20 protein-coding genes and 2 tRNA genes are annotated in these 16,603 nt (G+C 54.9%); 19 read left to right on the top strand and 3 right to left on the bottom strand.

The features are described 5' to 3' along the window. Nucleotides 1-29: 29 nt before the first annotated feature. Together ACN0V1_RS06665 and ACN0V1_RS06660 are read right to left on the bottom strand one after the other, a co-directional pair. Nucleotides 30-251 carry a lipid A-modifier LpxR family protein gene (locus ACN0V1_RS06665; RefSeq protein WP_417544251.1) on the bottom strand — a complete coding sequence of 74 codons (222 nt, stop codon included), beginning with the start codon at nt 249-251 and terminating at the stop codon, nt 30-32. A 106-nt stretch (nt 252-357) separates the two neighbouring features. Continuing rightward, nucleotides 358-699, bottom strand: coding sequence for a lipid A-modifier LpxR family protein (locus ACN0V1_RS06660; RefSeq protein ID WP_417544250.1), 342 nt, complete (start codon nt 697-699; stop codon nt 358-360). 306 nt (nt 700-1,005) lie between these two features. Here ACN0V1_RS06660 and tadA point away from each other — a divergent pair, with 306 nt between their 5' ends. The 4 genes from tadA to ACN0V1_RS06640 are packed head-to-tail and all read left to right on the top strand — an operon-like array spanning nt 1,006 to nt 4,344. Continuing rightward, a complete protein-coding gene (gene tadA, locus ACN0V1_RS06655) occupies nt 1,006-1,509 on the top strand; it encodes a tRNA adenosine(34) deaminase TadA (RefSeq protein WP_417544249.1) in 504 nt (167 codons plus the stop codon). 6 nt (nt 1,510-1,515) lie between these two features. Then, complete coding sequence (gene galE / locus ACN0V1_RS06650) at nt 1,516-2,511, top strand: UDP-glucose 4-epimerase GalE (protein WP_417544248.1); 996 nt, start codon at nt 1,516-1,518, stop codon at nt 2,509-2,511. Between the two features lie 38 nt (nt 2,512-2,549). Further along, complete coding sequence (locus tag ACN0V1_RS06645; RefSeq protein ID WP_417544247.1) at nt 2,550-3,890, top strand: UDP-glucose dehydrogenase family protein; 1,341 nt, start codon at nt 2,550-2,552, stop codon at nt 3,888-3,890. A gap of 22 nt (nt 3,891-3,912) precedes the next feature. Then, entirely contained in the window at nt 3,913-4,344 is a 432-nt protein-coding gene (locus ACN0V1_RS06640) for an HIT domain-containing protein (RefSeq protein ID WP_417544246.1), read from the top strand. Between the two features lie 23 nt (nt 4,345-4,367). Here the strand turns inward: ACN0V1_RS06640 and fabR are convergent, their stop codons facing one another. After that, entirely contained in the window at nt 4,368-4,991 is a 624-nt protein-coding gene (gene fabR, locus ACN0V1_RS06635) for an HTH-type transcriptional repressor FabR (protein ID WP_291948993.1), read from the bottom strand. Between the two features lie 413 nt (nt 4,992-5,404). On the opposite strand from fabR, the gene aspS reads away from it, so the two are divergent. The 15 genes from aspS to ACN0V1_RS06560 all read left to right on the top strand — a co-directional run bounded on the left by aspS (nt 5,405) and on the right by ACN0V1_RS06560 (nt 16,582). Further along, nucleotides 5,405-7,207 (top strand): aspartate--tRNA ligase, encoded by a 1,803-nt coding sequence (gene aspS, locus ACN0V1_RS06630; RefSeq protein WP_417544245.1) that lies wholly within the window; start codon nt 5,405-5,407, stop codon nt 7,205-7,207. A gap of 35 nt (nt 7,208-7,242) precedes the next feature. Further along, entirely contained in the window at nt 7,243-7,770 is a 528-nt protein-coding gene (gene ruvC / locus ACN0V1_RS06625) for a crossover junction endodeoxyribonuclease RuvC (RefSeq protein ID WP_417544244.1), read from the top strand. Between the two features lie 30 nt (nt 7,771-7,800). Next, entirely contained in the window at nt 7,801-8,430 is a 630-nt protein-coding gene (gene ruvA / locus ACN0V1_RS06620; RefSeq protein WP_417544243.1) for a Holliday junction branch migration protein RuvA, read from the top strand. 139 nt (nt 8,431-8,569) lie between these two features. Next, on the top strand, nt 8,570-9,601 hold the full coding sequence (ruvB, locus tag ACN0V1_RS06615) for a Holliday junction branch migration DNA helicase RuvB (protein ID WP_417544242.1): 1,032 nt from the start codon (nt 8,570-8,572) through the stop codon (nt 9,599-9,601). Continuing rightward, nucleotides 9,594-10,055 carry a tol-pal system-associated acyl-CoA thioesterase gene (ybgC, locus tag ACN0V1_RS06610; protein WP_417544241.1) on the top strand — a complete coding sequence of 154 codons (462 nt, stop codon included), beginning with the start codon at nt 9,594-9,596 and terminating at the stop codon, nt 10,053-10,055. Before ruvB ends, ybgC begins: the two co-directional genes overlap by 8 nt. Nucleotides 10,056-10,058: 3 nt before the next feature. Next, entirely contained in the window at nt 10,059-10,748 is a 690-nt protein-coding gene (gene tolQ, locus ACN0V1_RS06605) for a protein TolQ (RefSeq protein WP_417544240.1), read from the top strand. 46 nt (nt 10,749-10,794) lie between these two features. Further along, entirely contained in the window at nt 10,795-11,241 is a 447-nt protein-coding gene (gene tolR, locus ACN0V1_RS06600) for a protein TolR (protein ID WP_417544239.1), read from the top strand. A 22-nt stretch (nt 11,242-11,263) separates the two neighbouring features. After that, a complete protein-coding gene (gene tolA / locus ACN0V1_RS06595; RefSeq protein ID WP_417544238.1) occupies nt 11,264-12,307 on the top strand; it encodes a cell envelope integrity protein TolA in 1,044 nt (347 codons plus the stop codon). A 73-nt stretch (nt 12,308-12,380) separates the two neighbouring features. Then, nucleotides 12,381-13,637, top strand: coding sequence for a Tol-Pal system beta propeller repeat protein TolB (tolB, locus tag ACN0V1_RS06590; protein ID WP_417544390.1), 1,257 nt, complete (start codon nt 12,381-12,383; stop codon nt 13,635-13,637). A gap of 67 nt (nt 13,638-13,704) precedes the next feature. Beyond that, on the top strand, nt 13,705-14,274 hold the full coding sequence (gene pal, locus ACN0V1_RS06585) for a peptidoglycan-associated lipoprotein Pal (protein WP_417544237.1): 570 nt from the start codon (nt 13,705-13,707) through the stop codon (nt 14,272-14,274). 27 nt (nt 14,275-14,301) lie between these two features. After that, entirely contained in the window at nt 14,302-15,075 is a 774-nt protein-coding gene (gene ybgF / locus ACN0V1_RS06580) for a tol-pal system protein YbgF (protein ID WP_417544236.1), read from the top strand. An 86-nt stretch (nt 15,076-15,161) separates the two neighbouring features. Then, a tRNA-Lys gene (locus ACN0V1_RS06575) sits at nt 15,162-15,237 on the top strand. 72 nt (nt 15,238-15,309) lie between these two features. Further along, a tRNA-Lys gene (locus tag ACN0V1_RS06570) sits at nt 15,310-15,385 on the top strand. Nucleotides 15,386-15,686: 301 nt separating this feature from the next. Next, a complete protein-coding gene (gene eutS, locus ACN0V1_RS06565; protein WP_417544235.1) occupies nt 15,687-16,049 on the top strand; it encodes an ethanolamine utilization microcompartment protein EutS in 363 nt (120 codons plus the stop codon). Continuing rightward, complete coding sequence (locus ACN0V1_RS06560) at nt 16,028-16,582, top strand: EutP/PduV family microcompartment system protein (RefSeq protein ID WP_417544234.1); 555 nt, start codon at nt 16,028-16,030, stop codon at nt 16,580-16,582. Before eutS ends, ACN0V1_RS06560 begins: the two co-directional genes overlap by 22 nt. Nucleotides 16,583-16,603: the final 21 nt, after the last annotated feature.

Here is a 16,603-nt window from a genome sequence, read left to right as displayed (position 1 = left end):
GGGTGACTGGTCAAAGACGGCAACATCAATCAAATTTCAAAGCTCAATGCGACCGAGCCAAAGGCGTGGCCGCTGAGCTGCTCGTCAAACTCGCGGGTTCGCCAGATCCGCATCAGTGCCAGCCGGACGCCATGCCCGGCAACAAGCCACTGGCTGCTGATACCGATTGCCGCCTGAGCGACCCATGGTCGCCGGCTGACACGGTGGCTGCTGCGAAACAAATTGCCGTCGAGGGAGAAATCCCAGGCCATGGCTTTTCCTTCCAGATTGGCGCAGGCATGTACTTCGGGCCGCGGAGCAGTAACGGATCGTGATTGCGCAGTGCGAAGATTCGCCACTGCCGATGGCGGCCTGTTTTCAGCCCCCGGTACTGGCAGCCGTCTCGATATTACCCAGGCGTAAGCCATAGTTCCCAATCAGGTCGCTGCCCCAGCCTGGGTCAAGCCGGCCCTCCATGTCGTGAGACACCAGACTCAACGCCAGGCCGTTTGTATAGTTACTATCGGTGCCGGCAAACAAATCATTTTCCAACCGTAGCGTGCCACCACACCACTGCAATCCGTCTTCAGGTGCGCACCGGCTCTGCTGATCGAACCACTGTTCTGCGCGGCTGGGGGCGGGGCAAAACATTGTGCACGTAAGCGCCAAGCCCACTACGATGCGTGCAACACTGTCGAGACCTCCTGCGTTTTTGGGCATAGCGATACTCCTCACAATACCCTATATAAGATAGTAATTGATTACTATCTTATATAGGCGATCGAAACCGTGCAATGCAATATCCAAATGAAGGTTTAGGCCTGACGGATTGTTTTCATGAAGAGGCTGAACAGGTTCATGAGATTGTTCAGATGCCATCAGACAGTTGGCGTCTTACTGATAGATATCCTGTTCGCTGGCCGTGCGGACTGCTTGGTAAAAAAAGCGAACAATGGTATTTTCGTGGCGCTTCTTGGTGTACCCAGTGTCGTATTAGTGTAGGGCGCTATCAGCAGAGTCGCGTTTATGCAGGATTTACAGAACATTGACGATTACTGGATGGCCAGGGCACTTACACTGGCAGCTTGCGGGGCGTCCTTGGGCGAGGTCCCCGTTGGAGCAGTTGTCGTCCGCGATGGCAAAGAGCTGGGTACAGGCTTTAATGTACCAATTACCGGGTGTGACCCCACCGCCCACGCTGAGATATGCGCGCTGCGTGATGCGGCGGCGAGGGCAGGGAACTACCGGCTGACCGGAGCAACCCTTTACGTCACTCTGGAGCCCTGCACCATGTGCGTTGGCGCCATTGTGCACAGCCGCATCAGTCGCCTTGTTTACGGTGCATGCGAACCCAAGGCGGGTGCGGTTGAATCGGCCCGGAAAACACTGGATGAACCCCACCTTAATTGGCAAGTAGACGTGGTGGGTGGCATCCTGCAGGATGATTGCAGCCAGATCATCAGTGATTTTTTCAGCCGCCGGCGGGCAGAAATCCGGCAGCGGCGCAAACAGAATTCAGGGAAGGAGTAGTTCTGCATGAAAGTACTAGTAACGGGCGGGGCCGGGTACATTGGCAGCCATGTGGTGCGCCAGTTGGCAGAGGACGGGCATGATATCGTTGTATTCGATAACCTCTCGACCGGTTACCGTTGGGCTGTAACAGCCGGCGAGCTGGTGATAGGTGATCTGGCGAACGAAGCCGATATTGATCAGGTTTTCTCCAATCACCGGTTTGACGCAGTCTTGCACTTTGCCGCCAATATTGTGGTCCCGGAGTCTGTTACCAACCCGCTCAAGTACTACGGCAATAACACCCGCAATACGCTGAACCTGCTCAAGGCTGTCGACAAGTACAAAGTTCCGTACATGGTGTTTTCATCAACCGCTGCGGTTTATGGCATGCCGGAGCAGACGGTTCTTACGGAAGACCTTCCTCTTGCGCCGATCAATCCTTACGGCGCATCCAAAATGATGAGCGAGCGGATGATCACGGATCTCGCCGCGGCTTCCGGCCTGAATTATGTTGTACTGCGTTACTTCAACGTGGCGGGCGCCAACCCGGATGGTTTGCTGGGGCAGGCGACACCCGAAGCGACTCACCTGATCAAGGTGGCCTGTGAGTGCGTAACCGGCCAACGCGATGGCATGAGTATATTCGGAACGGACTACGACACCAGTGACGGCACCTGTGTCCGCGATTACATTCACGTGGAAGATCTTGCCAGTGCTCACGTTATGGCTCTCGACTATATGGCCAATGGCGGTGAATCGAAAATCATGAACTGCGGCTATGGTCGTGGTTTCACCGTAAGTGAAGTGATCGACGTGGTGCGTAGGCAATCCGGTGTCGACTTCCCGGTGACCAAAGTAGGTCGCCGTGCCGGCGATCCGGCTGCGTTGATGGCAGACAATGCACTCATTAGAAAGACCCTGGGCTGGCAGCCTGCCTATGACGATCTCGAAACGATTGTCGGCACCGCGTTGGCCTGGGAATCAATCTGGCAGAAGAAGAAAGCTGCAGCTGGCCAGTAAGACTATATTCAAACCTTTGAGATATCGGGATTTAACAGATGAAAATAACGATTTTTGGTACCGGTTATGTCGGTCTTGTTACCGGAGCCTGCCTGGCTGATGTTGGCCATGACGTACTTTGCATGGACGTTGATCAGGCAAAGATCGACAAGCTGAAGAGTGGCCATATTCCTATTTATGAGCCCGGGCTTGAAGATATCGTAAAGCACACAGTTGAAGCAGGGCGCCTGGCATTCACCACGGATGCGCAAGAGGCGGTACAACACGGTAAGCTTCAGTTCATCGCGGTGGGTACACCGCCGGATGAAGACGGCTCGGCGGATCTGCAGTATGTCACCGCGGTAGCCAAGTCTATCGGGCAGTACATGGACGACTACAAAGTCATAGTGGACAAGTCCACCGTGCCGGTTGGTACAGGTGACAAGGTCAAAGCGGCCGTTCGGGCCCAGCTCGACAGCCGTGGCCTGGAGCTTGAGTTTGATGTGGTCTCCAACCCGGAATTTCTGAAAGAAGGGGCGGCGATCAACGATTTCATGAAGCCGGATCGCATCATTATCGGTACCGACAGCGATAAAGCGGCGGATGTGCTTCGGGAAGTTTACTACCCGTTCAACCGCAACCACGATCGGATGATCTTCATGGATATCCGATCTGCGGAGTTGACCAAGTACGCGGCCAATTCAATGTTGGCCACCAAGATCAGCTTCATGAACGAAATCGCAAACCTGGCCGAGCGCCTGGGTGCTGATATTGAAGCGGTGCGTCGTGGCATAGGTTCAGACCCGCGCATTGGCTACCACTTTATCTACCCGGGCTGTGGCTACGGAGGCTCCTGCTTCCCCAAAGACGTACAGGCTCTGGCACGCACGGCGGCCGATTGTGGTTACGATGCGCGTTTACTGAACGCCGTAGAGGCAGTCAACTACGCCCAGAAGCACGTACTGTTCGACAAGATCAGCCACTATTTTGGCGGCAATCTGAAGGGCAAGGTAGTGGCAATCTGGGGGCTGGCGTTCAAGCCAAATACCGACGACATGCGCGAAGCTTCAGCGCGCATGTTGATGGACGATCTATGGAAAGCTGGCGCTACCGTTCAGGCGTTCGACCCGGAAGCCATGGAAGAGACCCAGCGCATATACGGCGACCACGAAGGCCTTGCGCTGTGCGGCACCAAAGAGCAGGCGCTACGGGGCGCAGACGTGCTGGCGATTTGCACTGAGTGGAAAGAGTTCCGCTCACCGGATTTTGCCGCTATTGCATCGGCGTTGCGCGAGCCGGTTGTGTTCGATGGCCGTAACCTTTACGAGCCGGAAATGCTGGCGCGACACGATCTGATTTACTACGCCATCGGGCGTGGCCGTAACCAGTTTCATTCCTGATAAAGCAGGGCAGGGCGCGACGATGACTCAGGGGCAGGAATACAAACTTCACGAGCGGCTGACTGCAGACACCATCAGCCTTGGCCGTAGCAGCCTGTGCGAAATCCGGCTGATGAACGATCAGACCTGGCCTTGGGTCTTGCTGGTGCCAGCACTTGCCGGCATTCGTGAAATCTACGAGTTAAGTCCGGAGCAGCAACACCAGTTGATGCAGGAATCCTCTGCGCTCAGTCGTGGCATGATGGAAGCATTTGAGGGCGACAAGATGAACGTGGCGGCACTCGGAAACATGGTTCCCCAGTTGCACTTGCATCACATCGTTCGCTTTGAGGGTGATCCGGCCTGGCCTGGCCCGGTGTGGGGTAAGCAGCCGCCAGTTCCTTATGATGAATACAGGCTGGCGGAGGTCAAGCGGTCTCTGGCGCCTGTGTTGTCACAGCTGGATGCCGCCTGAGTGATTCCGCTCGCTGGCACCGATTACCGAATTGACGCATGCTTGGCCATCATCTGGGAGCCGATCAGAATCATCCTGAGTTCGGTTTTCAGTTTGGCTTTCAGCTCATCCCGCTCTTTCGGTGTGGCATCCAGTGCGTCCGCGCCCTGGTTGAACACCAGCGTTACCATGGCTTCGGCAACCACCCGTGCATCAGACAAAGGCTTGTGCTGTTCTTCCGCAAAGCGCCGAAGGTCGTCAGCAAGCTCCGTCACGAAATGATCGATCTCGGCTTTAATCGCCGTCCGGAAGGGTTTGGAGCCGCCGGTACGTTCCCGAAGCATTAAGCGAAACACGTTGGCGTTGTTGCCAAGATACTCCATGAAGGTTTCGACAGAAGTGGAGATGGCGCTGCCATCCCGGGCAATCCGTTTGCGCGCCTGGCGCATCAACTGCCGCAGTGCAACGCCGCCTTCGTCGACCAGTACCAATCCCAGCTCATCAAGGTCTGCAAAATGTCGATAAAACGACGTTGGCGCGATTCCCGCCCCCCGCGCCACTTCCCGCAGGCTCAGGCTTCCGAAACCACGGTCTGCACTCAGCTGGCCGAGCGCAGCGTCCATCAGGGTGCGCCGGGTGACAAGTTTCTGCTCGGCTCTGGTTGACAAGGTAGCGGCTCCAATGACAAATGAACGCAGCATTCTAGCGATATGCCTGCCGGGAGTCATCAGAACCCTTTAATTCCGGGGTAAACACGCCTGATTTCCCGCGCTGATATGTTTATAATGGTGCGCTTTTCCAGTATGGTTCCTGCCTATTTAGAGAGCAGGCCAGATTGGCGTAACAAGCAAGTGGGCAGGGTTTTCCGAAACACGCTGTAAATACGTCCGTGTACGCTCGGCTCCGCCCTTTGGCGCTAACGCTCCTGCGTCGCGCCAAAGGTCCTGGGCAAACCGTCCATGGCTTGCCCGTGAAGTGCTTTGCACTTCACCCATGGCTCCGCACGGTTTCGGAAAGCCCTGCCCACTTGCTTGCCAGACATCATCATTAACTTTAGACATCAGACACTACGGGAACCGGTATGCGCAGTCATTATTGCGGTGGGATCAACGAATCTCACATTGATCAGGAAGTTACACTTTGCGGATGGGTACACCGCCGCCGTGACCATGGTGGGGTTATCTTCCTGGATCTGCGTGATCGGGACGGCATATCCCAGGTCGTGGTAGACCCGGATACTCCTGAAAGCTTTGCGCTTGCCGAGAAAGTGCGCAGCGAGTTTGTGGTAAAGATCACAGGCCGCGTACGCCGTCGCCCGGCAGGTACTGAGAACAGCAACATGTCCACAGGCCAGGTTGAACTGCTCGGTAAAGAAGTGACCATCCTGAACGCTGCCGCTACGCCTCCGTTCCCGCTTGATGAGCATGTAGACGTGGGCGAAGACGTGCGTCTGCGCTACCGCTTTGTGGATCTGCGCCGCCCGGAAATGCTGAACCGCTTGCGCTTCCGTTCGCGCGTGACCAGCTACATCCGTAACTACCTCGACAGCAACGGTTTCATGGATGTGGAAACACCTATCCTGACTCGCGCAACACCGGAAGGCGCTCGTGATTACCTGGTGCCGAGCCGCACGCATGAGGGTTCCTTCTTTGCGCTTCCGCAATCGCCCCAATTGTTCAAGCAAATGCTGATGGTGTCGGGTGTGGATCGTTATTACCAGATTGCCAAGTGCTTCCGTGATGAAGATCTGCGAGCAGACCGTCAGCCTGAGTTTACCCAGGTAGACATCGAAGCCTCGTTCATCAACGAAGAAGATCTGATGAGCCTGAACGAGGACATGATTCGCGCCCTGTTCAAAGACGTAATGAACGTCGAGCTGCCAGCATTCCCGCGTATGCCATACGCTGAAGCCATGGAGCGTTTCGGCAGTGACAAGCCGGACCTGCGCATTCCGCTGGAGCTTCAGGACGTGGGCGATCTGGTCTCCGGCGTTGATTTCAAGGTATTTGCTGGGCCAGCCAATGATCCGAAAGGCCGTGTAGCTGCGCTGCGCGTACCCAAGGGCGGAGAGTTGAGCCGCAAGCAGATTGACGAGTACACAAAATTTGTGGGCATTTACGGTGCCAAAGGTCTTGCCTACATCAAGGTGAACGAGCTGGCCAAAGGCGTGGAAGGCCTGCAATCGCCCATCGTCAAGTTCCTGGGTGAGGGCGTCGCCATGGCCGTTATTGAGCGCACGGGAGCTGAGGACGGCGATATCGTGTTCTTTGGCGCCGACAAGACCACGGTTGTGAATGAAGCTCTTGGCGCATTGCGTATCCGGGTCGGTCATGATCTGAACTTATTGACCTGCGATTGGGCTCCAATGTGGGTCGTTGATTTCCCGATGTTTGAGATGCTGCCGGATGGCGGCCTCACCGCCATCCACCATCCGTTTACGGCGCCGAGCTGCAGTCCGGAAGAGTTGGCTGCGAATCCCGAAACGTCTCTGTCTCGCGCATACGATATGGTTCTTAACGGTACTGAGCTGGGCGGCGGTTCCATTCGTATCCACAGCGACATAATGCAGCAGGAAGTGTTCCGTATTTTGGGCATTAGTGAGGAAGAGTCCCGCGCCAAGTTCGGGTTCCTGCTCGACGCGCTCAAGTATGGGTGCCCGCCCCATGGCGGCTTGGCTTTCGGCCTGGACCGTCTGCTCATGCTGATGACCGGCGCCAGCTCGATTCGCGATGTGATCGCGTTCCCGAAAACCCAGAGTGCAACCTGTCTGATGACTCAGGCGCCAGGTGTAGTGGATGAAAAGCAGTTGCGCGAACTGCACATCCGCCTGCGCAAGCCGGTAAAAGCGGTTGAAGGCAACACGTTAGACACCGGCGAAGAGTAAACAGGGCGCTAACAGATCAATAAAAGGGCATTGATGTGGCGATTATTCTGGGTGTCGACCCCGGCTCAAGGATCACCGGTTACGGTATTATCCGCGCCGAGGGCCGGCACATAGAATATATCGACAGTGGGTGCATCCGCGTGGGGGAAAAGCCCATGGCGGAGCGCCTGCGAATCATTTTCCAGAGCCTGGTAAGCCTCATTGGCGAATACCGACCACAGGAATTTGCCATTGAGCAGGTTTTTATGGCGCGCAACCCCGATTCAGCCCTCAAGCTAGGACAGGCTCGTGGAGCCGCAATCGTTGGCGCAGCTACCAGCGGCCTCGACGTGCATGAATACTCCGCGCGGCAGGTCAAGCAAGCTGTGGTAGGTAAGGGCAGTGCCGACAAATCCCAGGTACAGCACATGGTTCAGGTGTTGCTGTCACTCTCCCGAAAACCCCAGGCAGACGCCGCCGATGCTTTGGCAATAGCGCTATGCCACGCGCATATGAATCAAAGTATTCTGAGAGTAGCCGGTGTTACGGGTAAGGCGCGCAGCGGGCGCGTGCGTCAACAATAAACTGCTCTGCGGAGCGGCAGGAGGCAATCCTTGATAGGTCGTATCCGAGGTATTCTGGTTGAAAAAACACCCGGGCAGGCGCTGGTTGAATGTGGCGGCCTGGGTTACGAAGTCGATATCCCTTTCACCACGTTCTTTAATCTGCCTGAACCCGGGCAGGAAGTTACACTTCATACACACTTTGTGGTTCGCGAAGACATCCAGAGCCTCTATGGCTTTGTTTCACGCCTTGACCGCAACCTGTTCCGGTTGCTGATCAAAGTGAACGGTGTAGGCCCAAAGATGGCCGCCGGAATTCTCTCCGGTCTGGATGCGCAGCAGTTTATTCGCTGCGTGGAGGGGCGTGATATCAAGTCTCTGGTAAAGCTTCCGGGTGTTGGCAAGAAGACCGCTGAGCGCCTGCTGATTGAAATGGCCGACCGCATTAGTCAGCTGAAAGGGCAGTTTATGCCCGCGTCGTCAGCTACAGCCGAGTCCGCAAGCAGTACGCCCGAGTTGTTGTTCACCGCGCAGAACCCTGCAGACGAAGCTGAGGCAGCACTCATAGCGCTCGGTTATAAACCGCAGGAAGCTGCTCGCGCGATCACCAAAGTGGCAGAAGAAGGTCTGTCCAGTGAGGCCCTGATACGTCTAGCCCTGAGAAATATGATCCCGGCATGATAACGTGACTTTAATGTGTCGCTTATGTAGCACCAAACCTGTAGAGAGCGTAACGTGACACGCAGTGGGCTGTTTGTACAATTGGTCCACTTCCGGTTTTAAGTTGCAGTCTATTGATTCCCGATATACGGACGAGTAAATGATTGAATCCGACCGACTGATCTCAGCCCGGGCCGGTGACAACGAAGAGGTTCAGGATCGTGCTATCCGGCCCGCGTTGCTCTCCGAATATGTGGGGCAGCCTGCGGTGCGGGAACAGATGGATATCTTTATCTCGGCTGCCAGAGGGCGCCGGGAAGCGCTGGATCATGTTCTTATTTTCGGGCCACCCGGGCTTGGCAAAACCACGCTGGCCAATATTATTGCCAATGAAATGGGGGTGGCGATAAAGACCACCTCCGGCCCGGTTCTTGAAAAAGCCGGTGATCTGGCTGCGATGCTCACCAATCTTGAAGAGAACGATGTTCTCTTTATTGATGAAATACACCGGCTCAGCGCCGTAGTAGAAGAAATACTGTACCCGGCGATGGAAGACTATCAGCTGGATATCATGATCGGCGAAGGGCCGGCAGCGCGCTCGATCAAGCTGGATCTGCCACCCTTTACTCTGGTTGGGGCAACTACCCGGGCAGGTTTGCTGACGTCTCCACTGCGGGATCGCTTCGGCATCGTGCAGCGTCTGGAGTTCTATAATACGGCGGATCTTACCCACATTATCGTACGCTCCGCACGGCTTTCCGGTGTGGATATTGATGAAGAAGGCGCCTATGAGATAGCGCGCCGCTCACGCGGAACGCCCCGGATAGCCAACCGCCTTTTGCGGCGCGTGAGAGACTATGCGGAAGTGCGGGCCGACGGACACATCAACGCAGGCATTGCGGACCAGGCTCTGAACATGCTGAAGGTCGACAGCGAGGGCTTTGACCACATGGACCGGCGGTTGCTGCTGGCGATGATTGAAAAGTTTGATGGCGGCCCTGTGGGTGTTGAAAGCCTGGCAGCCGCAATCAGTGAGGAACGCGGCACCATTGAAGATGTGCTTGAACCTTTTCTGATTCAGCAAGGTTTCATAATGCGCACACCCCGTGGTCGTATGGTCACATCTCACGCTTATCAGCACTTTGGTATCGTGAAGGAGGGCTCAGGCTCGGAAGGAGGCCCCTTTGAGTGACGGCGAAGCGGCAGCAACGTTTGGCTGGCCAATCCGGGTTTATATAGAAGATACAGACGCCGGAGGCATTGTTTTTCATGCCCGCTACCTGCACTACATGGAACGCGCCCGCACAGAGTGGGTTCGCAACTGCGGAGTGGAGCTCAGGGCAGGATTGGCTGATAACATAAGCTATGTCGTACAACGCCTGTCAATTCATTACGCGGTGCCGGCCAAGCTCGATGATGAGCTTGTCGTAACGGCAGAGCCTGTGGCGTTTGGCCGGGTCTGGATGGAATTCAGGCAACGGGTTGTGCGGGTGCAGGATCAGAAGCAGTTGTGCGAGGCCGATGTAAAAGTTGCGTGCATAGCACTCGACAGCGGTAGGCCAAAGCGTTTACCGGATAATATGCGAGGTTTGCTTGAGCAGGCCACACTTTCAAACGAAACAAAACACGACATAAGCCAGGAGTAAGCGGTGGATTCGGAATTGTCAGTCTGGAGTCTGATTTCAAATGCCGGTGTGTTGGTGCAGCTGGTTATGTTGTTGCTTGCAGCCGCATCGGTGGTGTCATGGGCGCTCATCTTTCAGCGCTTTCAGGTGTTTCGTAAAGCCCGGCAGGCGCAGCTCGCGTTTGAAGAGCGTTTCTGGTCCGGCATGGATTTGGGGCAACTCTACCGCGAAGTGAACGCTGATCCCACACCCTTCTCTGGTTTGGAGTCGTTATTTCGAGCCGGCTTCAAAGAGTTTTCCCGGCTGCGCCAGCAAAGCCGCGACGCCGATGCTGTTATGGAAGGAACCCAACGAGCCATGCGGGTTGCGTTCTCGCGCGAACAGGAACGCCTTGAAGCTCATCTGCCGTTTCTTGCCACAGTCGGCTCTACAAGCCCGTATGTAGGCCTGTTCGGCACCGTTTGGGGCATCATGAATTCGTTTCGTGGTCTGGCGCAGGTTCAGCAGGCTACGCTGGCTACGGTGGCTCCAGGTATTTCAGAAGCACTGATTGCAACCGCCATGGGCCTGTTTGCGGCGATTCCTGCGGTCATAGCCTATAACCGCTTCTCGACCAAGTCGGATGCGCTTCTGAAGAACTACGAAACCTTTGCCGACGAATTTTCCAGCATTCTGCATCGTCGTGTTCACAGTGCCGACAAGGGCGCATCGTAGTGACGAGAGCAATGATGCAAACCGTTAACAGCCGGAGTACAGCGCTATGAAAGGTATGGGGATGATGCCCGAAAATCGGAAGAAGCCGATGTCGGAAATCAACGTCGTTCCATACATCGACGTGATGCTGGTGCTGTTGATTATTTTCATGGTCACGGCGCCGATGCTTGTTCAGGGGGTGAAAGTCGATCTCCCGGAGACTACATCTGACCCGATTCAGGCAGATAAGAATGTGGAATCCATCATCGTATCTGTGGATGCCAACGGCGCCTATTACGTAGAAGTCGGCGACAAGGGCAGTGACCCCATGCCGCTCTCGGAAGTCCGTGAACAAGTGGCCAAGATCCTGTCTCAGAGAACATCCGGCGATATACTTGTGCGCGGTGATGAGAATGTGGATTACGGCACTGTGGTTCGTTTGATGTCCACTCTCCAGGGTGCGGGGGCAACCAGCATTGGGCTGATTACCGACTCGGCCCCGGACGACACGTGAGATCAGTGCAGGTGGAATTGTCGTGATAGGTCAGCAACGGGAATTCAGCAGCACCGGAGTGCCGCCCTGGAAATCGCCAGTCGCGCTGTCGGTTGCTTTGCATCTGCTTATTGCAGGCGTCGCTCTTGCTGGCTGGTCGTGGTCTTCTCCTATCCAGGAACCACCTCCCAGCAGCATCTCCGCTCGCCTTATTACGCAACAGAAGCCGGAGCCGAGCCCGATTGTTGAACCGGTAGATCAGCCGGATAAAGAGCGGGAGCAAAAGGAGCTTGAGAAACAAAAGCAGGCGGAAATTCAAAAGCGCCTGAAAGAAGAAGAGGCACGCAAGGCCGCGGAGCAAAAGAAGCGCGAAGACGCCAAGCGTATAGCCGAAGAAGACATCCGCAAACGCGAACAGGCTAAGGTCGAAGAGCTTAAAGCTCAAAAGACCCGTGAAGCGGCAGCGGCGCGTCAGAAAGCGGAAGCTGAGGCGAAAGAACGAGAGCGCCGCAAGGCGGAAGCTGAAGCCGAGAAACAGCGTCAGCAAGAGGCAAAGCGCAAGGCTGAAGAAGAAAAGCAGCGTAAGGAAGAGCAACGCAAGCGGGAAGAAGCCGAGCGTAAGAAAAAAGAGGAACAGGCACGACAGGAAGCTGAGCGCAAGCGGCTTGAGGCTGAGCGGCGCCTTCAGGAACAGCAACTTGAGGCCCAGGCTGAACAAGCCAGAAAAGCACGCGCGGATGAAGCGCTGCGTCAAGAACAGGCTGCCGCTGCCAGGGCCAGAGAAACGCAGATGCTGTCGGAGAGCCAGAAATATCAGGCACTGATCCGTGAGCGGCTCAGTCAGGCATGGTACCCGCCTTCATCGGCAACAGAGGAAATGACAGCGCGACTGCAGATTACCTTGCTGCCAACTGGCGAGCTTGCGGGAGTGAGGCTTGTTGCTTCCAGCGGGAATACAGCGTTTGATAACTCCGCGTTGCAGGCAGTAAAGTCTTTGAATCGGTACCCGGTGCCAGGTGAGCGGGATACGTTTGAAACCTATTTCCGCCAGTTCACGATCGAATTCAATCCTCGAAGATTGAGATAAGGAAGCGGGTAACACCATGATGCGTAAAATTTCATTCAGACCATTACAGGCCCTTTTTCCAGCGGTTGCCCTGATGCTTGTGGTAGCCACCAGCGCCCAGGCTGAACTGTTAATCCGGGTGACTGAAGGTGCCGATTCCGCTATTCCGGTATCGGTGGTGCCGTTTGCAGAAAACGGCAGCATGCCAGCAGGCGATAAGGTCAGCGGCATTGTGCAGGCCGACCTGGCGATGAGCGGCGAATTTCGCCCTTTGCCGCCTCAGAAAATGCTGAGCCTTCCGTCAAAACGGGCTGATGTGTATTTCCGCGACTGGCGTCTGCTCGGCCAGCGGTACGTGCTGGTAGGCGAACTCACCCGCAACGGCGACCGGGTAGAGGCCCGCTACGAGCTGTTCGACGTTAACCGTGAAGAGCGGATACTGGGTGAGGCAGCGGCAGCGCCCGCTTCAAATATGCGCTCACTGGCCCATCACATTAGCGATAAAGTGTATGAAGCCATCACAGGGGTTCCCGGCGCATTCTCGACCAAGCTTGCGTATGTAACGCTCGACAGGGCTAATGGTAACGCCCGTTACCGGCTGCAGGTAAGTGATATTGATGGAAAACGCGCCCGAATCCGCTTGGAGAGCAAAGAGCCGATCCTGTCACCGGCCTGGTCACCGGACGGAAAAAAACTGGCGTATGTCTCGTTTGAAACGGGCAAGCCTGTCATTTTTGTTCATGAGCTAGGCTCCGGTGAACGCAAAAAAGTGGCGGACTTCCCGGGTTTGAACTCAGCACCTGCTTGGTCGGCAGACGGACAATCCCTGCTGATGACCTTATCGAAAGATGGTAACGCCGAAATCTATCAAATGAACCTTCAGTCCCGCAAAGTGACAAAGCTCACCAATCACTGGGCAATAGATACCGAAGCGACTTGGGACAGTTCAGGTGAAGGAATCTTTTTCACCTCGGATCGCTCAGGTGGTCCGCAGATTTATTACATGGCAAAACCGGGTGCCGAGCCGCGTCGGATTACGTTTGGCAGCCGTTACAATGCAAGGCCGCGTCCGGATGCCTCCGGTAATTACGTGTATTACGTGCATCAGCGTGACCGGGCATTCACCATCGCCCGCACCAATCTTAAAAACGATGAGGAAACGGTTCTCACTCGTACAGAATCCGATGAGTCCCCCAGCGTGTCGCCAAATGGCCGCATGTTGATTTATGCCACCAAGCAAAGTGGTGAAAGTGTACTGACGGTCATCTCCGCTGATGGCGGCGCCGCGTACAGTCTTCCCGCCTCGGAAGGTGACGTTCGCGACCCGGCCTGGGGGCCTATTGTTCGGTAGTCGGTGACGGCGCATGCGGTCACCTGAAAGGCAGAAGTTAAAGTTAATCAACGGAAAGGAATAAACCATGAAGTTGTCAGCTCAAACCAAAGTACTTGCTCTATTGTTCTCTGCAGGCCTGTTCGCTGGCTGTAGCACCACCGGTGAAAACATGGATGAAGGGGGCTACGGCTCCGACGTTGCGCCTATTGATCAGGATGGCGGCTCTACCGTGTATGGTGGCGGTGACCAGGGTGGTATTTCTTCGTCCTCAATGACCGAGTCAGAGCGGATGGAAGCTCAGCAACAAGCTGAACAGGAAGCCCTGCGCGACATTACCACCTTCTATTTCGATTTTGATACCTCCGAAATCAAGCCAGAAGCCCGCGACGTGCTGGTAGCCCACGCCCGTTATCTGTCCAACAATCCCGGCCAGAACGTGCGCCTTGAAGGTCACGGTGATGAACGTGGCTCCAAGGAATACAACCTGGCTTTGGGTGAGCGTCGTGCCAACGCCGTTCAGCGTTTTCTGATTGTGAATGGCGCTTCACGGGGCCAGATGGAAACCGTAAGCTATGGTGAAGAGAAGCCGGCGGTGATGGGTTCGTCAGAGAGTGCATGGGCACAGAATCGCCGTGTGGAGCTCGTATTCCAGTAAACGTAAACACAACATCAGGTTAACCCCATGAGAAAGCAGCTCATGGCGGCAGTTGTTTTCCCGCTTGCCTTGGGGCAAGCGGGAATGACGCTGGCGCAATCATCTACGCCCGCATTCCAGAACAGTGCTTCGGAAGCCCAGCGCAAGGCCAATTCCAGTCAGGCTACGTCTGAGCTCTTCTACATGATCCAGCAGTTGCAGGGTGAAGTCCGGCGGCTTCAGGGTGAAACCGAAGAACAGCGACACCTCATAAAGCGCCTGCAAGATCAGGGGCGAGACCGCTACATCGATCTGGATCAACGTATCCTCGATCTTTCCGAGAAGGTCTCAGCTCAACCCCAGGCTGCCGAGAGCGGTGGTGGAGAAGCTGGCGCGCAGGATAAAGGCGCTGCACAGATACGCGAGTATCGTCAGCCTGAGGCTGAGGAGAGAAAGGCGTATCAGGCCATTCAGGATCTCATTCATGGCCAGAAAAAGTACGATGAGGCCATCAGTCGGATTTACGAATTTATCGACAAGTATCCCGAAGGGGACCTTACGGTGAATGCCTACTATTGGCTGGGAGAGGTGTATCTGGTAAAGCCGCAGCTTGAGCAGGCCAGGCAGGCGTTTTCGATTGTCGCAACTCGCTATGCAGATCATCGCAAAGCGCCGGATGCTGTCTACAAATTAGGCGTAACGCTGGATCGGTTGGACAAGAAAACCGAAGCTCGTCAGCAGATGGAGCAGGTTGTAAATGACTACCCGAAAAGCGAAGCGGCTCGCCTCGCCAAGAAATTTCTGGACTCAGGTCAGGGTTGAGTTGCGAGTAATTAAAAGAATATTGAAAAACATGGCGCGAAAGGGTTGATCGACGGGGAAAAATCATTACTATATGCGCCTCGCTTGGGTCGTTAGCTCAGTTGGTAGAGCAGTTGGCTTTTAACCAATTGGTCGATGGTTCGAATCCATCACGACCCACCATATTCGATATTCCGGGGCATTTTCTGAGCCGCCTTGGGATCGATCAGGGTCCGGGCACTGATCACTAGTTTTGGGTCGTTAGCTCAGTTGGTAGAGCAGTTGGCTTTTAACCAATTGGTCGATGGTTCGAATCCATCACGACCCACCATATTTTGAAGTTTGAAAATTGAAGCTTCTAAGGACTGCAGAGATGTGGTCCTTTTTTTTGTCGGTTTGTTCCTCTGATCCCTGTTCCTCCTGTCTGATTTACACCTCTTTCCTATTTGCAACCTGCAACCATAATTTGACCAGCATCAATTCCTCAGCGCATTCGTTTCATGAAGGCTGATAATTGGGCAGGAGCGGTCTAGGATAGTCATATGTTTTGGTTACATCTTGTAACCACATGTTCAGGTTACAGCTTGGGTGCGCCGGTTGTCAGAGGCACCTGAGAAGCGGGGTGTTCTATAGTGACTTTGAGCAGTTCTGGCGAATCAGCCGATATCGAACGCATCATTCAGGAATATGTTCCAGGCAAGCAGGTAACTCTGGCGCATTTGCTCGCAAATCCTACTGAAGATCTTTGTCACAAGGTTGGAGTTGAACATGCGGAGGCTGTTGGCATTCTTACCCTGACGCCTGGCGAAACAGCCATTATCGCCGGAGACGTAGCAACCAAGTTCGCATCAGTAAAAATCGGATTTCTGGATCGTTTTTCGGGGGCACTTGTCCTTACCGGGAGTATTGGGTCGGTAGAAGAAGCATTAAGCGCGATTCTGTCTACATTGGAGTCGTCACTGGGATACAGAGTATGTCACGCAACCCGGACGTGAATGAGCATCAACTACATCCTGATCTGGCAGATTTTGTGCTGGTGGGTGATGTCGGGAGTGGCAAAACAGCGCTCACTCTTGCACTGCTTGAATCCACTGACGAACTACTGAAAACCCAGGCTGTTGTGTTTCATCCCAGCCATGTTGTGGACACGCCAGGCGAGTTCACTAGCCGCCCTGCATACTATGGCGCTTTGCTGTCTACCATCGCGGAAATCAGTACGGTTGTGTATCTGCAGTCTGCCAACAGCAGAGCCTTTTCTTTGCCTCCGGGCCTTTTGCATGTCTATCCCGACAAGCGGGTTATCGGAGTGGTCAGTAAAACGGATTTGCCCGACGCCGATACTGAATCTGCCTGTCGAGTAATGGCGGATCACAATATTTCTCCACCATATTTTCTGACCTCTACAGCAACCGGCGAGGGTGTTGCCGATTTGAGGTCTTTTCTGATCAGTTTACAAACATCGGATGCCGGTATGGGTGCCTGCGAAGAACGTGCTGAGCAGGCGGTCGTCGGCGGAAATGAATATTGATACAAACCTGATAGGGGCCGG

Origin of the sequence: Marinobacter sp., assembly GCF_048266785.1 — a bacterium.
Taxonomy (GTDB): domain Bacteria; phylum Pseudomonadota; class Gammaproteobacteria; order Pseudomonadales; family Oleiphilaceae; genus Marinobacter.
The sequence above is the reverse complement of the archived record's forward strand: the minus strand, read 5'-3'. Positions and strand labels throughout refer to the sequence as shown.

What these genes read in the sequence shown, in the direction of transcription:
- ACN0V1_RS06665 (WP_417544251.1), bottom strand. Translation starts at nt 251, where the DNA reads ATGGCCTGGGATTTCTCCCTCGACGGCAATTTGTTTCGCAGCAGCCAC.
- ACN0V1_RS06660 (WP_417544250.1), bottom strand. Translation starts at nt 699, where the DNA reads ATGCCCAAAAACGCAGGAGGTCTCGACAGTGTTGCACGCATCGTAGTG.
- tadA (WP_417544249.1), top strand. Translation starts at nt 1,006, where the DNA reads ATGCAGGATTTACAGAACATTGACGATTACTGGATGGCCAGGGCACTT.
- galE (WP_417544248.1), top strand. Translation starts at nt 1,516, where the DNA reads ATGAAAGTACTAGTAACGGGCGGGGCCGGGTACATTGGCAGCCATGTG.
- ACN0V1_RS06645 (WP_417544247.1), top strand. Translation starts at nt 2,550, where the DNA reads ATGAAAATAACGATTTTTGGTACCGGTTATGTCGGTCTTGTTACCGGA.
- ACN0V1_RS06640 (WP_417544246.1), top strand. Translation starts at nt 3,913, where the DNA reads ATGACTCAGGGGCAGGAATACAAACTTCACGAGCGGCTGACTGCAGAC.
- aspS (WP_417544245.1), top strand. Translation starts at nt 5,405, where the DNA reads ATGCGCAGTCATTATTGCGGTGGGATCAACGAATCTCACATTGATCAG.
- ruvB (WP_417544242.1), top strand. Translation starts at nt 8,570, where the DNA reads ATGATTGAATCCGACCGACTGATCTCAGCCCGGGCCGGTGACAACGAA.
- tolR (WP_417544239.1), top strand. Translation starts at nt 10,795, where the DNA reads ATGAAAGGTATGGGGATGATGCCCGAAAATCGGAAGAAGCCGATGTCG.
- tolB (WP_417544390.1), top strand. Translation starts at nt 12,381, where the DNA reads ATGCTTGTGGTAGCCACCAGCGCCCAGGCTGAACTGTTAATCCGGGTG.
- pal (WP_417544237.1), top strand. Translation starts at nt 13,705, where the DNA reads ATGAAGTTGTCAGCTCAAACCAAAGTACTTGCTCTATTGTTCTCTGCA.
- ybgF (WP_417544236.1), top strand. Translation starts at nt 14,302, where the DNA reads ATGAGAAAGCAGCTCATGGCGGCAGTTGTTTTCCCGCTTGCCTTGGGG.
- ACN0V1_RS06560 (WP_417544234.1), top strand. Translation starts at nt 16,028, where the DNA reads ATGTCACGCAACCCGGACGTGAATGAGCATCAACTACATCCTGATCTG.